This window comes from Mixta sp. (genome assembly GCF_024610815.1).
Lineage (GTDB): Bacteria > Pseudomonadota > Gammaproteobacteria > Enterobacterales > Enterobacteriaceae > Mixta > Mixta calida.
This window is the reverse complement of record NZ_JANION010000249.1, coordinates 17,172-31,594: the sequence shown is the minus strand read 5'-3', so window position 1 is coordinate 31,594 and position 14,423 is coordinate 17,172. Positions and strand designations below refer to the sequence as shown.

The window sequence follows — 14,423 nt, the reverse complement described above, 5'->3', positions numbered from 1 at the left end:
CGTTGCGTCAGCCATAAAAAAACCGCCCGATGGGCGGTTTTTCTTTTTACGGCTCACGCTCAGGAAGCGAGAGAAAGGGCAGGTTTTTTGCTGTGCGTTTCCAGCCACTGCGCGACGCGCGCCTGCTGCGCTTCGTTCAGCCACATGCCGAGCTTGGTGCGGCGCCAGATGGCGTCGTCCAGTTCGCGCACCCACTCATTCTCTACCAGGTAACGCAGTTCGGCCTCATGGAAGCTGTGACCGAAATCTTCGCCCAGGTCCGCCAGCGAGCTGGCGTTCTGCAGAATCAGCTCGCTGTTGCTGCCGTAAGTGCGGGCATAGTGACGCGCCAGGCCTTCGCTGATAAACGGATAGCGACGGCGCAGGCCGGCGGCGTAATCTTCGCGCGTGCCGGCGATATCGCCGCCCGGCAGCACGGCGTTTTTCGTCCATGCCGGACCGGCGTTGGGATAATACTTCGCCAGTTTTTCCATCGCATGCTCGGCCAGCTTGCGATAGGTGGTCAGTTTGCCACCGAATACCGACAGCAGCGGCGCATTGCCCGCATCGTCGCGCACGTCGAGCGTGTAGTCGCGGGTAATCGCCTGCGGCGAATCCGACTCATCATCGCACAGCGGACGTACGCCGGAGTAGGTCCAGACGATATCGTCGCGGCCCAGCGGCTTTTTAAAGTGCGCATTATAAACCTTCAGCAGATAGTCGATTTCTTTATCATCGATTTTTACCTGCTTCGGATCGCCTTTATATTCTACGTCGGTGGTGCCGATGATGGAGAACTCATCCATCCACGGAATCACAAACACGATGCGGTGATCTTCGTTCTGCAGGATGTAGGCCTGCTTTTCGGTATGCACGCGCGGCACCACAATATGGCTGCCTTTGATCAGACGAATGCCATACGGCGATTTCAGCTTCAGGCCGTCGTCAAACAGCTGTTTCACCCACGGACCGGCGGCGTTTACCAGGCCTTTGGCGCGCCAGGTCCAGGTTTTGCCGGTGTCGACATCCTGCGCTTCCACCATCCACATGCCGTTTTCACGCCAGGCGCGCGTGGCGCGGGTGCGGGTACGCACTTCGCCGCCGCGTTTCACCACTTCCTGCGCGTTCAGCACTACCAGGCGCGCATCGTCCACCCAGCAGTCGGAATATTCGAAACCGCGCGAGATTTCCGGCTTCAGCACCGATTCTGCGCCAAAACGCAATCCTTTACTGCCCGGCAGGCTGGTGCGTTTGCCGAGGTGGTCATACAGAAACAGACCGGCGCGGATCATCCAGGCCGGACGCAAATGGGGGCGATGAGGCAGGCGGAAGCGCATCGGGAAAGCGATATGCGGCGCCATTTTCAGCAGTACTTCACGCTCGGCCAGCGCTTCGCTCACCAGGCGGAATTCATAATGCTCCAGGTAGCGCAGGCCGCCGTGAATCAGCTTCGAGCTGGCGGAAGAGGTGGCGCACGCCAGATCCTGCGCCTCCAGCATCAGCACAGACAGTCCGCGTCCTGCGGCATCGGCCGCAATGCCGGCACCGTTGATGCCGCCGCCGATAACGATCAGATCTTTGGTTTCCACGTCATCTCCTCCGATGTTCGGAATAGTTCGTCTATGTTCGTTTTCGAGCATAATAATAATCGTAAACCAACATTGATGCCAGCTTTAACCCAATAAAAACATCTTAGCGTGATTCAGTTAACATTATTCGCCGCCGCTGACGGCAGTAACCCTTTGGTTAGATGGGTTATAGTTAAACCGCTTCGCGTTACAATAGCGCGAGACAGAGCTGAAGGGCGATGCGGTGAGAAGGCCGACCGCGCCGTTCGGCTTATCGCACCACTCTTTTATCCGGGGTCCACCATGGAACAATTTGAATGCATTAGCGTCGAACTGGCGCAACAACGTCTGGCGGAAGGCGAAGCGCTGCTGGTCGATATTCGCGATCCGCAAAGCTATGAGGCCGGTCACGCCAAAGGCGCGTTCCACCTGACCAACGGCACGCTGAACGGTTTTATGCAGCAGGCGGATTTTGATACGCCGGTGTTCGTCATGTGCTATCACGGCAACAGCAGCAAAGGGGCGGCACAGTATTTAATTAATCAGGGATTTGAGCAGGTTTACAGCATCGACGGCGGCTTCGACGCCTGGCGCGCGGCGTTCCCGCAGCTGGTTGAAACGCCGTCGGAGTAAGCGCCGCGGCATGCGGCAGAATTCAGGAAACGGAAAATGATACAGCTTACCCGCTTTACCAATCCGCGCATGGCGCAGGCGTTTGTCGACTATATGGCGACGCGCGGCGTCACATTGCATATCGAACGCGACGAGCAGGTTGTGCTGCTGCTAGACGATGAGACGAAACTGGAAATGGTCGAAAACGAACTTGCGCAGTTTGTTCGCGACCCTTTTCATCCGCGTTATCAGGCCGCCAGCTGGCAGAGCGGCAATACCGACAGCGGATTGCACTATCAGCGCGACAGTTTGCTGACCAACCTGCGCCAGCGCGCCGGGCCGCTTACCCTGGCGCTGGGCTTTGCCTGCATCGCTATCTTTATCCTGATGCAGATTATCGGCGGGGACGAGGTGCTGGGCTGGCTGGCGTGGCCGATGGACAGCTCGCAATCTTTCCAGCTGTGGCGCTGGTTCAGCCATGCGCTGCTTCATTTTTCCGTGCTGCACCTGGTGTTCAACCTGCTGTGGTGGTGGTATATCGGCGGTGCCATCGAAAAGCGGCTCGGCACCGGCAAACTGTTTGTGATTACGCTGATTTCCGCGCTGCTGAGCGGCTGGATGCAGGCGAAATTCAGCGGCGTCTGGTTCGGTGGGCTTTCTGGCGTGGTCTACGCGCTGATGGGCTACGCCTGGCTGCGGGGCGAGCGCGATCCCGAAAGTGGCATTTTCCTGGAGCGCGGTCTGATGGCTTTCGCTATCCTGTGGCTGGTCATTGGATTTTTTGGCGTGTTGGGCCAGGCGGTAGGCAATGCCGCCCATCTCACCGGTCTGGTGGTGGGGCTGGCGATGGCTTTCGTCGATACGCGTCATGCGCGTAAACGCTGAGGCATCAGCGACGCCTGCAGGCTGCCGGATAATCGCGCAGCCTGATGCCGTACTTATAACAGGAGATTTATGTGAAGCAGACGCAACGTCATGACGCCATTATCGATCTGGTCCGGCGTCAGGGATATGTCAGTACCGAAGAACTGGTGGAACATTTTGACGTCAGTCCGCAAACCATTCGCCGCGATCTGAACGATCTGGCCGAGCAGAATAAAATACAGCGCCACCACGGCGGCGCGGCGTTGCCTTCCAGCTCGGAAAACACCGCCTGGCAGGATCGTAAGATGATGTGGTCGGCGGAGAAGGCGCGCATTGCGCAGCGGGTCGCCAGCCAAATCCCCGACGGCGCAACCCTGTTTATCGATATCGGCACCACGCCGGAGGCGGTCGCCCACGCGCTGATGCACCACAACGACCTGCGCATCGTCACCAACAACCTGAACGTCGCCACGCTGCTGATGACCAAGCCCGACTTCCGCCTGATTATCGCTGGCGGCGAGGTGCGCACGCGCGACGGCGGCATTATGGGTGAGGCGACGCTCGACTTTATTTCGCAGTTCCGCCTCGACTACGGCATTCTCGGCATCAGCGGCATCGATATGGACGGTTCGCTGCTGGAGTTCGATTACCATGAGGTGCGCACCAAGCGCGCGATTATAGATAATTCACGCTGCGTGATGCTGGTGACCGACCACTCCAAGTTTGGCCGCAACGCGATGGTCAACCTCGGCAATATGAGCCTGGTGGATTATCTGTTTACCGATGAAATGCCGCCCGCCAGCGTCATGAAAGTGATCGAGCAGCATGAAGTCCATCTGGAGCTGTGCTGAGGATCAGGCCACGCTCATTCCCATCAGGTGCAGCAGATGCTGCGCCTGCCGCACCGCTTCCTGGCGATGCATCACTCCCAGTTTTTGATAAAGGTTGCGAATGTGCGTTTTGATGGTGGTTTGCGCCACCTCCAGCTCGCCGGCGATCTGGTCGTTGCTGTAGCCTGAATAGATCAGGCCCAGCACCTGCCATTCGCGTTGGGTGAGCGGGCTGGTGCGGATCAACTCCGGCACCTGTGGATGGGTCAGCAGACGGCTGACGAAGCTTTCGTCGAAGTGGGCGAACTTGTGGCGATGGTGCTGGTTGATATCGCGCAGGATACGCTGGGCGCGATGCTGTTCCAGTTCCGGCAGCGTGTGTAATTGCAGCAGCTGACGCAGCTGCTGGGCCATGGTTTCGCCTTCGATAACGAAGTGGCTGATAAAGCCGGTGCGGTTCGCCAGCGTCAACGCCTCAATCAGCGCCAGCTGCGCTTCGCTCTTGCGGCCGGTTTGCCAGTAGAGCGCGTTGAGCAGCAGCAGGTTGCGGTTTAAATCGCTGGTCAGCCGCAGCCGCCGCGCATTTTCATTCAGTTCGTCCAGCACTACTTCCGCTTCGTCATACTGTCCCAGCAGGATCTGTACGCGGGCGATATTGCGCCACTGTCCCTGCAGGAAATGGTTGTCGGCGGTGGCCGGCTTCGGCGTCAGCCGCAGCCAGTTGGCGGCGGCAACTTTATCATTGGTCATCTGCCAGTAGATCACGCGCGGCTTATCCGCGTTGGTGACCCAGTCGCTGTGGTACTGGCCGTTGCCGAGCAGGTTTTCGCAGCGGATCAGATGGCGGCGCGCGTTATCGATATCGCCACGCGCCAGCGCGCACTTCGCCAGCATCGCCAGGCACTGCAACTGCTGCTGCGGCTGGAAATTCGCCAGCACCTCCAGCCCTTTGCGCGCCGTCGCTTCCGCTTCGTCAAGGCGCGCCCAGGACCAGAGCAGCTGCGCGCGAATGCGCAGCAAAAACTCATGCATCGGCAGCTGTTCTAATCCTTCCTCATCGATCAGCGCGAACGCCTTCTCCTGGATATCGTATGCGGTTTGCAAAAAGCCCTGCGCCAGCAGGATTTCACTCTGCTGCAACAGCGCCCAGAGCGCGTAGTGACAGCAGTTGTAATGGCGCGCCATTTCGTCGGTCTGCTGCATGGTGGCGAGCGCCGCCTCCAGCTCGCCCTGACAGTGCAGCACTTCGCCTTTTACCGAGGTGGCGACGATGCGGCTGTAGTAATTCGCCAGCGGCAGATGGGTCAGCGCCTGGTTCGCCAGCCGTTCCGCCTCGTCGGGCTTGCCGGCGTTGATGGCGACCTGCGCGCGCAGCGCATCGAATTCGGCGCTCAGCACCGGATCGATGGCGATCTGCTGCAATGTCATCTCCTCTTCGGCGCGCGCCAGCAGCAGGTTGACCTCGCCATAGCGATGCTGGCTCTGCGCCAGCCACGCCTGCAACAGAATCAGACGCGGATGATCCACCAGCTGCTGCCACGGCAGCGCCTTCAGACTTTCCTCCAGCAGCGCCAGCTCGCTGTGATTGAACAGCGACCAGGCATGATGCAGCAGAATATCGCGCAGCAGCGCGGTGTCGCCCGCCGCCAGCGCATGATGAATCGCTTCTCCGGCGTAGCCGAGCGCCATCCAGCCTTCCGCCGCGGCGCGATGAAGCTGATGCAGCTCGCTGCTCAGCTCCCACTGACAGCGCTGGCGCAGGAAGCTGGCGAACAGCGGATGAAAGTTAAACCATTTGCCGCTGTCGTCCATGCGTTGCAGAAACAGCCCCTGACGCTCCGTTTCTTCAAGCCGCAGCTGCGCATTCTCTTCGCCGGTCAGACGCGCGATCAGCGTGTCGTTCATTGAACGCAGCACCGAACTGCGTAACAGGAAGTTTCGCGTCGCGCTGTCAACGCAGTCCAACACCTCATCCACCAGATAGTCGGAAAGATGGCTGGCGTTGATACCGGCGAGACGCTGGGCGGAATGATGAGTCGGCGTATTGGACTGGCGTTCCGTCAGGGCGATCAGCTGTAGCGCGGTGGCCCAGCCAGCCACTTCGGCGCAGAGCCGCTGTGAATCATCTGCGCCGATCGGCTGTTGCAGACGGCAGTCGAAGAACTGCTTCGCCTCCTGCGGCGTAAAAGCCAGCGACTGACTGTTGATTTCCAGCAGCTGTTCGCGCACCCGCAGGTTAGCGATGCCCAGCGAAGGCAGATTGCGCGACAGAATAATCAGCGTCAGGTTTTCGGGCTGATGGCGAATGAAAAAGCGCATCGCCTGATGAATGGCGTCGTTAGCGATCAGGTGGTAATCGTCAATCACCAGATAAAGTGGGCGCTGCCACTCCGCCAGCTCAACAAAAAGCTGGGAAAAGAGCGCGCTGAGGCTGGCGTACTGACGCTTCTGCGCCAGCGCCTCGCTGCGCATACAGTGTCCGCCGGTTGCCTGTTGCACGGCGGCCATAAAGTAGTTGGCGAAGCGCTCCGGGTAATTATCGCTGTCATCCAGCGAATACCAGCCGAGATCGCTTTTATCCGCCGCCCACTGTGCCACCAGCGTGGTCTTGCCATAGCCAGCGGGACTGCTTATCAACGCTAAGCGGTAGTGCGCAATGTTCGCAAGCCTGGCTATCAAACGCTCCCGAACAATGGTGTTCTGAAGCCGCAGTGGACGGCTGAGTTTCGATGGTATCAGCATGGCGACACTTCACTGTGATGACATAGAAGGAAACAAAAAGAATTATTTCACGGCGTGTAATTAAATACTTTCTGACGTGTCAGGCAGTAATGCAAGGAGGAGAACTTTCCCGTGTTCATTAAGTTGCACCTCATCACATTTCCTTATTATTTTTTGACATTTTTCTGCTTCATTGCTAACGAAGGCGGCGGAATACGCGGCGTCCCTGCGAAGCATAAAAATGCGTTTTAGGTCCATTCATAAATAGGTCGTTATGTTTAGCGTGATTTTTTTATTTATATCGCGTGGTTTACAGCGCTTTTTCCGCCAGCGGCGTCTTAACTTAACGCGTTGACGATCACATTTTTACCTACGCCCTGCCGCTCATCCCCGGCTAATCCTGCCGCGGGAGGATGCCGCTCAGTCGGGTTAACGTCAGCATGTGCGCATCAATTTTTTGCGAATCCATACCCTAAATAATTCAGGTCGCAGGAAGGCGGCAAGGAAGTAAATCTCCGGGAGCTTACAAGAGTGAGTGACCGGGGTGAGCGAGCGTAGCCAACGCGCCAGCGGCTTGAAGTATGACGGGTATATTACTTAACGGAAGAGAGTTGTATGTCGCAGCTAACATTCAATAAGGCTCGTTTTGAGGCGGCGTTAACGCGCCAGTGGCAGCATTTAGGGCTGGCGAGCGCCAGCGATATGACGCCGCGTCAGCGGTGGGAAGCGGTCGGCGGCGCGCTGGCCGAACTGCTGGCGGCGCAGCCGACGGTCAATTCCGGTAAAAACCAACGCCATGTCAATTACCTGTCGATGGAGTTTCTGATTGGTCGACTGACCGGCAATAACCTGATCAACCTCGGCTGGTATGACGAGGTTAACGCGCTTTTAGCGGAGCAGGGCATCAATCTCAGCGAGCTGCTGGAGGAAGAGGTGGACCCGGCGCTGGGCAACGGCGGTCTGGGACGCCTGGCGGCCTGCTATCTCGATTCAATGGCGACGGTCGGCCAGCCCGCCATCGGCTACGGTCTGAACTACCAGTACGGCCTGTTCCGCCAGTCTTTCGACGAGGGTTACCAGCGCGAAGCGCCGGACGACTGGCGACGCGACCGCTATCCGTGGTTTCGCCATAACAGCGCGCTGGATGTCGAAGTGGGCATCGGCGGCAAAGTAGTAAAAAACGATGACGGTTCGCTGCGGTGGGAACCGGCGTTCGTGATGCGCGGCGAAGCCTGGGATCTGCCGGTCATCGGCTATCGCAACGGCGTCACGCAGCCGCTGCGCCTGTGGCAGGCGACCCACGCGCACCCGTTCGACCTGACGCTGTTCAACGACGGCAAATTCCTGCAGGCGGAGCAGCGGGGCATCGATGCGGCGAAGCTGACCAAGGTGCTCTATCCCAACGATAACCATCAGGAAGGCAAGCGGCTGCGTCTGATGCAGCAATATTTCCAGTGCGCCTGCTCGGTGGCGGATATTCTGCGCCGTCATCACCTGGCGGGCCGCGCGCTGGCGGAGCTGCCCGATTATGAGGTGATCCAGCTTAACGATACCCATCCCACTATCGCCATCCCTGAAATGCTGCGCCTGCTGCTGGATGAGCATCAGCTGGAGTGGGAGGAGGCGTGGCGTATTACCAGCAACGTCTTCGCCTACACTAACCATACGCTGATGCCGGAAGCGCTGGAACGCTGGGACGAGCGCCTGGTACGCACGCTGCTGCCGCGCCATTTCGCCATTATTAAAGAGATCAACCGACGCTTTAAGAAGCTGGTGGAGAAGCAGTGGCCGGGCGATGAAGCGGTCTGGGCGAAACTGGCGGTGCTGCATGACAAACAGGTGCGCATGGCGAACCTGTGCGTAGTCAGCGGTTTTGCGGTAAATGGCGTTGCGGCGCTGCACTCCGATCTGGTGGTGAAGGATCTCTTCCCGGAGTATCACCAGCTGTGGCCGCACAAGTTTTTCAACGTCACCAACGGCATCACGCCGCGTCGCTGGCTGAAGCAGTGCAACCCGGCGCTCTCTGAACTGATTGATGAGACGTTAGGCAACCGCGACTGGGTGACGAACCTGGACGCGCTGAAAGGCCTGGAGCCGTATGCGGACGATAAGGCGTTTCGTCAGCGCTATCGCGACATCAAACATAACAACAAGCTGCGGCTGGCGGAGTATGTGCGCCGCGTCACCGGCATTGAGATCAACCCCGACGCGCTGTTCGACGTGCAGATCAAGCGTCTGCACGAGTACAAGCGCCAGCATCTCGGTCTGCTGCATATTCTGCACTGCTACCGTCAACTGCGCGACAACCCGCAGCTGGATAAGGCGCCGCGCGTCTTTCTGTTCGGCGCCAAGGCGGCCCCAGGCTACTACCTGGCGAAAAACATCATCTACGCGATCAACAAAGTGGCCGAGGTGATCAATAACGATCCGCTGATCGGCGATCGTCTCAAGGTGGTGTTTATTCCTGACTACCGCATCACCGCGGCGGAGCTGATGATCCCGGCGGCGGATCTGTCGGAGCAGATCTCCACCGCTGGCTATGAAGCCTCCGGCACCGGCAATATGAAGCTCGCCCTGAACGGCGCGCTGACCATCGGCACGCTGGACGGCGCCAACGTTGAGATTGCCGAGCAGGTCGGGGAAGAGAATATCTTTATCTTCGGCAATACCGTTGACGAGGTGAAGGCGCTGAAGGCAGGCGGCTACGATCCGAAAAAGTTGCGTAAGAAAGACAAACATCTCGACGGTCTGTTGAAGGAGCTGGAAAAAGGCCATTTCAGCCAGGGCGATAAGCACGCCTTCGATCTGCTGCTGCACAGCCTGACGAAGAACGGCGATCCCTGGCTGGTGCTGGCGGATTTCGCCGACTATATCGCCGCGCAGGAACGTGTGGAGGCGTTATGGCGCGATAAGGAAGCCTGGACGCGCGCGACTATACTCAATACCGCACGTACCGGCATGTTCAGTTCCGATCGCTCTGTACGCGACTATCAGCAGCGTATCTGGCAGAGCAAACGCTGAGGGAGGGCGGCGCAGGCCGCTCATAGTCACAGACTGTTTCAGGAAGCGTTATGGATTTAACCCAACTTGAGAAAGACGCCAGCGCAGCCGGGATCGCTGCCAGCTATATCAATGCGAAGGGAGAGCCAGAGGCTATCAGCGCCGAAACCCGGCAAAAACTGCTGGAGGCGATGGGGTTTCCCCGTCCGGTCAGCGACGCGCCTGTCCCCGCAGTGAAAGTCTTTAGCGGACGACGCAAGCGGGAACTGGCGGTCGGCGGCAGCGGCCCGTTCCGGTGGACGCTGCAAACCGAACAGGGCAAAACGTATCAGGGCGAGGCGCGGGGCGGCGAGACGTTTCCACTGCCGCCGCGTCTGCCGCAGGGCTATCATCAGCTGACGCTCACTCAGGGGGAAAACGCGTGGCCGTGCCGCATCATTATGGCGCCGCGCCGCTGCTATGAGCCGCAGGCGCTGCTGGAAGGACGCAAACTATGGGGCGCCTGCGTGCAGCTCTATACGCTGCGATCCGCGCGTAACTGGGGCATCGGCGATTTCGGCGATCTGAGCGAGATGCTGGCACAGATCGCCGAACGCGGCGGCGATTTTATCGGCCTTAACCCGATTCATTCGCTCTATCCCGCCAGCCCGGAGAGCGCCAGTCCTTACAGCCCGTCGTCGCGCCGCTGGATGAACGTGATCTATATCGACGTGGAGCGCGTGCCTGATTTCCAGCAGAGCGAAGAGGCGCAACGCTGGTGGCGGGATAAAGAGACGCAGCGCCGCGTCAAGGCGGCGCGCGAGACCGAGTGGGTCGACTATAGCGCGGTGAACCAGCTTAAAATCGACGGCCTGCGGCTGGCCTGGGCGCAGTTCAGTACCCGCGATGAGCAGGACGCCACGCGCCGTCATTTCGAGGCGTACATAGCCGCGGGCGGCGAAAGCCTCTACAGCCAGGCGGCGTATGACGCGCTGCACGCCGCCATGCTGAAAGAAGATGGACAGCGCTGGGGCTGGCCAGCGTGGCCGGAAAAATATCGCCACGCGCAGAGCAAAGCGGTGCAGCAGTTCTGCCGTAAAAATGAGGACGAGGTGCGTTTCTGGCTCTGGCTGCAATGGCTGGCGAACCGGCAGTTTGACGAGTGCTGGCAGGTTTGCCAGCGGCACGGCATGTCGGTGGGGCTTTATCGCGATCTCGCCGTCGGCGTGGCGGAAGGGGGCGCGGAAACCTGGAGCGATCCCGATCTCTACTGTCTGAAGGCATCGGTAGGCGCGCCGCCCGATATTCTGGGACCGCTGGGCCAGAACTGGGGCTTGCCGCCGATGGACCCGCATGTGATGGCGGCGCGCGCTTATCAGCCCTTTATTGATATGCTGCGCGCCAATATGGCGAGCTGCGGCGCGCTGCGCATCGATCATGTCATGTCGATGCTGCGCCTGTGGTGGATACCCTATGGTCAGACGGCGGATCACGGCGCCTACGTCTACTATCCAGTGGACGACCTGCTGGCGATCCTGGCGCTGGAAAGCCACCGTAACCGCTGTATGGTGATCGGCGAGGATCTCGGCACGGTGCCGAAAGAGATCATCGGCAAGCTGCGCAGCGGCGGCATCTATTCGTGGAAGGTGCTCTACTTTGAACAGGAGAGCGCCGATCGCTATCGCGCGCCGCAGGAGTGGCAGCGTCAGGCGATGGCCAGCGCCACGACGCACGATCTGCCGACGCTGCGCGGATTCTGGAGCGCGGGCGATCTGACGTTGGGCGAAACGCTGGGGCTTTACCCGGACAAAGTGGTGCTCAAAGGGCTGTATGAAAACCGCGAACGGCAGAAGCAGGCGCTGCTGGACGCGCTGCACGAGCAGGGCTGCGTGCCGAAAAAGCTGGGCAAGCGGGCGGTGAAAGTACCGGCTTCCGCCGAGCTAAGTCGTGGAATGCAGCGTTATATCGCCGAAAGCGCCAGCGCGCTGCTGGGGCTGCAACCGGAAGACTGGCTGGAGATGGAAAAACCGGTGAACGTGCCGGGCACGGTGGATCAATATCCTAACTGGCGACGCAAGCTCAGCCGCACGCTGGAAGAGATGTTCAACGATGAACAGATCAACCGGCTGATTAAGGATCTCGATAAACGGCGGCGGGCAAGTTAATTATTACGTCAGGCAAGTTAGCATAAAAAAGGCGACCTTCTGGTCGCCTTTTCTTTTTTGCGCTTCCAGGGTTTGCCAGGAAACCCCTGCTTATTTTCAGCGTAGCCGTCAGGCCGCGCTTAGTAGTAAGAGTGTTCGCCGCGCTGATGCTCGGTCAGATCGCGCACGCCTTTCAGCTCAGGGAAAGCGGCCAGCAGCTCTTTCTCAATCCCTTCTTTCAGCGTCACGTCGACCATAGAACAGCCGTTGCAACCGCCGCCGAATTGCAGGATCGCATAGCCTTCGTCGGTAATTTCCATCAGCGTGACGCGACCGCCGTGGCTCGCCAGCTGCGGGTTGATCTGCGCCTGTAACAGATATTCTACGCGCTCGATCAGCGGCGCATCGTCGGCCACCTTGCGCATTTTAGCGTTCGGCGCTTTCAGCGTTAGCTGCGAACCGAGATTGTCGGTAACGAAGTCGATTTCGGCGTCTTCAAGGTAAGGCGCGCTCAGCTCGTCAACGTAGGCGGACAGCTTTTCGAACTTCAGCTCAGTATCGGTCGGCTCCACGGCGTCGGGCGGGCAGTAGGAGACGCCACATTCAGCAGTTGGCGTGCCCGGATTAATGACGAACACGCGGATTTGGGTGCCATCTTCCTGATTTGACAGCAATTTTGCAAAATGCTCCTGGGCGGCATCGGTAATTCGGATCATGGCAGTTGCTCAATAGTTGACTAATTTAGTTGGTTATAATACGCCCATCGCCGACGCTCTACAAGGTACGGCACAGGCACCAAATCTGGACGCTGGCGGCGCCAGCATGCAGTAGCAGACGGCTGATTTCCGCTACCGTACTGCCGGTGGTCACCACATCATCAATCAGAGCGATATGGCGATCGCGCACGGCGATTTCAAGGCGAAAAGCGTTACGCAGGTTATGTCTGCGCGCATGGGCGCTCAGCTGATGCTGAACATGCCCGGCGCGGCGGCGGGTCAGCCCGTTCGGGCGGTATGCGCAGCGCAGCCAGCGCGCCAGCGGCCTCGCCAGCAGGTCGGCCTGATTAAAGCCCCGTCGCCAGGCACGGCGGCGATGCAGCGGAACGGCCAGCAGCAGATCGGGCCGGGGCAGGCCGCGTTCACGTTTTGCCGATAACCAGCTTAGCAAAATCAGCCGCGCCAACATCACAGAGAGTGCGGTAACGCCGGAGAATTTGTGGCGCGCGATCAGCTGGCTTAGCGGCGGACGGTAATCAGTGACCGCCACCAGATGTTGCCACGGCGGCGGACGGCGCAGGCAACGCCCGCAGGCGACGCGGGAATTGCTGGCGGGCAGCCCGCAGCGCGGACAGCAAAGCGGCAGCGGCGGCAGGGCGCGCAGGCAGTAGCTGCAAAGCCCTTGTGACGTGAGTTTCAGCGGCGACTGGCATAGCCAACAGCCTCCCTGCATTGGTAGCATAGCGACCTCCCTGATTTAGCGATGATGAGACCATAACTGATGACCCAGCTTTACTGGCACACCACCGGCACCGGCGATAGCGATCTTGTGCTGCTTCACGGATGGGGACTGAATGCGGAGGTGTGGCGTTGCATCGTCGAGCCGCTCAGCGCGCAGTTTCGTCTGCACCTGGTCGACCTGCCCGGCTTTGGCCGCAGCCAGGGGTTCGGCGCCCTGACGCTGGATGAGATGGTGGAGGCGCTGCTGCCCCGTCTGCCGGAAAAGGCGACGCTGCTGGGCTGGTCGCTGGGTGGCCTGGTGGCCAGCCGACTGACGCTGCGCTATCCGCAGCGGGTGTCGCGTCTGATTACCGTCGCCTCTTCGCCGCGCTTTACCGCAGTGGACGCACAGTGGCCGGGGATCAAGCCCGATACGCTGGCGAGTTTTCAGCAGCAGCTAAGCGAGGATTATCAGCGCACCGTGGAACGCTTTCTGGCGTTGCAAACGCTCGGTACCCAGAGCGCCCGACAGGATGCGCGCGCGCTGAAAGAGGTGGTGCTGTCGCAGCCGATTCCACCGGTCGAGGTGCTGGCGGGCGGTCTGGAGATCCTGCGCTGCGTCGATCTGCGCGATGAGATGGACGCGCTGGCGGTGCCGCTGCTGCGCCTCTATGGCTACCTCGACGGGCTGGTGCCGCGTAAAACGGCGGCGCTGCTGGATGAGCGCTGGCCGCAAAGCGCTTCGCTGGTGATGGAGAAAGCGGCGCATGCGCCTTTTATCTCCCATCCGCAGGAATTTTGCGCCGCGGTCGTCCGCTTCACTCTTTCAGATTAAGAAAGTTTATCGCTTTAACTGGCAAAATATCACCTGGCGTTAATACTTGAACCTGAGCAAGGCCGCTGACTATGACTTTGTATAAGTCACCCAGGGAGCAGGGCGCTTTATTCCCTATCTCATTGTATTCATTCGGCGGCCATTGGGAAAATCGGTCAACTATAAGACGAAGGTGTACTATGAATATGATCAAAACTGTTGCTGTTACCTGCCTGCTGGGCGGCCTCTCTTTCTCCGTACTGGCAGCGAAAGAGATCACCAAAGAAGAAGTGCAGAAGATGAATCTGCAAAAAATTGGCACCGTAAACACCACGGCGGAAACCACTTCGCCGATGGACGCCAAACGCGAACTGTCAAAAATGGCGGATGAAAAAGGCGGCCAGTATTACGTCGTCATCGCTGGCCGCGAGCACGGCCGTTTCAGCGCAACCGCAGACGTGTATAAATAAGGGTTT

At 59.3% G+C, this 14,423-nt stretch carries 11 protein-coding genes; 7 read left to right on the top strand and 4 right to left on the bottom strand.

Going from position 1 to position 14,423, the window contains the following annotated elements; translation table 11 throughout:
• Positions 1–59 precede the first annotated feature (59 nt).
• Positions 60–1,568 (bottom strand): glycerol-3-phosphate dehydrogenase, encoded by a 1,509-nt coding sequence (glpD, locus tag MYY08_RS18930; protein ID WP_038629681.1) that lies wholly within the window; start codon positions 1,566–1,568, stop codon positions 60–62.
• Between the two features lie 282 nt (positions 1,569–1,850).
• On the opposite strand from glpD, the gene glpE reads away from it, so the two are divergent.
• The 3 genes from glpE (at position 1,851) to MYY08_RS18915 (ending at position 3,874) form a co-directional block, all read left to right on the top strand.
• Positions 1,851–2,180, top strand: coding sequence for a thiosulfate sulfurtransferase GlpE (glpE, locus tag MYY08_RS18925; RefSeq protein WP_038629682.1), 330 nt, complete (start codon positions 1,851–1,853; stop codon positions 2,178–2,180).
• Between the two features lie 36 nt (positions 2,181–2,216).
• Positions 2,217–3,044, top strand: a complete 828-nt coding sequence (glpG, locus tag MYY08_RS18920) for a rhomboid family intramembrane serine protease GlpG (RefSeq protein WP_174705310.1) — start codon at positions 2,217–2,219, stop codon at positions 3,042–3,044.
• Between the two features lie 71 nt (positions 3,045–3,115).
• Positions 3,116–3,874, top strand: a complete 759-nt coding sequence (locus tag MYY08_RS18915) for a DeoR/GlpR family transcriptional regulator (protein ID WP_038629683.1) — start codon at positions 3,116–3,118, stop codon at positions 3,872–3,874.
• Between the two features lie 3 nt (positions 3,875–3,877).
• Here MYY08_RS18915 and malT read toward each other — a convergent pair whose 3' ends face one another.
• Positions 3,878–6,595, bottom strand: a complete 2,718-nt coding sequence (malT, locus tag MYY08_RS18910) for an HTH-type transcriptional regulator MalT (RefSeq protein WP_084969862.1) — start codon at positions 6,593–6,595, stop codon at positions 3,878–3,880.
• 594 nt (positions 6,596–7,189) lie between these two features.
• On the opposite strand from malT, the gene malP reads away from it, so the two are divergent.
• Positions 7,190–9,595 (top strand): maltodextrin phosphorylase, encoded by a 2,406-nt coding sequence (malP, locus tag MYY08_RS18905; RefSeq protein ID WP_038629685.1) that lies wholly within the window; start codon positions 7,190–7,192, stop codon positions 9,593–9,595.
• A gap of 50 nt (positions 9,596–9,645) precedes the next feature.
• Complete coding sequence (gene malQ / locus MYY08_RS18900; RefSeq protein ID WP_038629686.1) at positions 9,646–11,718, top strand: 4-alpha-glucanotransferase; 2,073 nt, start codon at positions 9,646–9,648, stop codon at positions 11,716–11,718.
• 119 nt (positions 11,719–11,837) lie between these two features.
• On the opposite strand, the gene nfuA is transcribed toward malQ, so the two are convergent.
• Positions 11,838–12,413 (bottom strand): Fe-S biogenesis protein NfuA, encoded by a 576-nt coding sequence (gene nfuA / locus MYY08_RS18895; protein WP_038629687.1) that lies wholly within the window; start codon positions 12,411–12,413, stop codon positions 11,838–11,840.
• A 58-nt stretch (positions 12,414–12,471) separates the two neighbouring features.
• Positions 12,472–13,155: a DNA utilization protein GntX gene (gene gntX / locus MYY08_RS18890; protein ID WP_084969860.1), complete on the bottom strand. Its 684-nt coding sequence runs from the start codon at positions 13,153–13,155 to the stop codon at positions 12,472–12,474.
• Between the two features lie 39 nt (positions 13,156–13,194).
• On the opposite strand from gntX, the gene bioH reads away from it, so the two are divergent.
• Both bioH and MYY08_RS18880 read left to right on the top strand, forming a co-directional pair.
• Positions 13,195–13,968, top strand: a complete 774-nt coding sequence (gene bioH, locus MYY08_RS18885) for a pimeloyl-ACP methyl ester esterase BioH (protein ID WP_038629690.1) — start codon at positions 13,195–13,197, stop codon at positions 13,966–13,968.
• 179 nt (positions 13,969–14,147) lie between these two features.
• Complete coding sequence (locus MYY08_RS18880) at positions 14,148–14,417, top strand: YdgH/BhsA/McbA-like domain containing protein (protein ID WP_038629691.1); 270 nt, start codon at positions 14,148–14,150, stop codon at positions 14,415–14,417.
• The last annotated feature ends 6 nt before the right edge of the window (positions 14,418–14,423 follow it).

Excerpts from the sequence above, each read along its gene's own strand:
- malQ (WP_038629686.1), top strand. The coding sequence starts at position 9,646 with ATGGATTTAACCCAACTTGAGAAAGACGCCAGCGCAGCCGGGATCGCT.
- malP (WP_038629685.1), top strand. The coding sequence starts at position 7,190 with ATGTCGCAGCTAACATTCAATAAGGCTCGTTTTGAGGCGGCGTTAACG.
- nfuA (WP_038629687.1), bottom strand. The coding sequence starts at position 12,413 with ATGATCCGAATTACCGATGCCGCCCAGGAGCATTTTGCAAAATTGCTG.
- bioH (WP_038629690.1), top strand. The coding sequence starts at position 13,195 with ATGACCCAGCTTTACTGGCACACCACCGGCACCGGCGATAGCGATCTT.
- malT (WP_084969862.1), bottom strand. The coding sequence starts at position 6,595 with ATGCTGATACCATCGAAACTCAGCCGTCCACTGCGGCTTCAGAACACC.
- gntX (WP_084969860.1), bottom strand. The coding sequence starts at position 13,155 with ATGCTACCAATGCAGGGAGGCTGTTGGCTATGCCAGTCGCCGCTGAAA.
- MYY08_RS18880 (WP_038629691.1), top strand. The coding sequence starts at position 14,148 with ATGAATATGATCAAAACTGTTGCTGTTACCTGCCTGCTGGGCGGCCTC.
- glpG (WP_174705310.1), top strand. The coding sequence starts at position 2,217 with ATGATACAGCTTACCCGCTTTACCAATCCGCGCATGGCGCAGGCGTTT.
- glpE (WP_038629682.1), top strand. The coding sequence starts at position 1,851 with ATGGAACAATTTGAATGCATTAGCGTCGAACTGGCGCAACAACGTCTG.